Here is a 375-nt window from a genome sequence, read left to right as displayed (position 1 = left end):
ACACGGGCGGCATGTCGGTGGACTTCACCGGCACAGATGGTGCACGTGTGCTGAGCGGCGTGGCTTCGGGCAAGCTGGCGGTCGACAGCCAGGAGGCGGTGAACGGTTCGCAGCTGTTTGCGACCAACCAGAACGTGCAGGCCAACACGACGAAGATTGCCTCCATTGATGGCCGCGTGAACAACGTGGAGAACTCGGTGACGAATCTGACGCAGCAACTGGACGACGGCAGCGTTGGCCTGGTGAAGCAGGACGCGACGAGCGGCCACATCACGGTGGCCAAGGACACGGGCGGCATGTCGGTGGACTTCACCGGCACAGATGGTGCACGTGTGCTGAGCGGCGTGGCTTCGGGCAAGCTGGCGGTCGACAGCC

At 64.3% G+C, this 375-nt stretch carries 1 pseudogene; it reads left to right on the top strand.

The window, feature by feature from the left end:
* Positions 1-11 precede the first annotated feature (11 nt).
* Positions 12-375 (top strand): annotated as a pseudogene (locus tag AC1DHL_RS30155) (beta strand repeat-containing protein); the annotation flags it as partial.

The sequence above is a fragment of the Variovorax sp. 10L426 genome (assembly GCF_056395305.1).
This window is presented reverse-complemented; position numbering and strand designations above follow the sequence as displayed.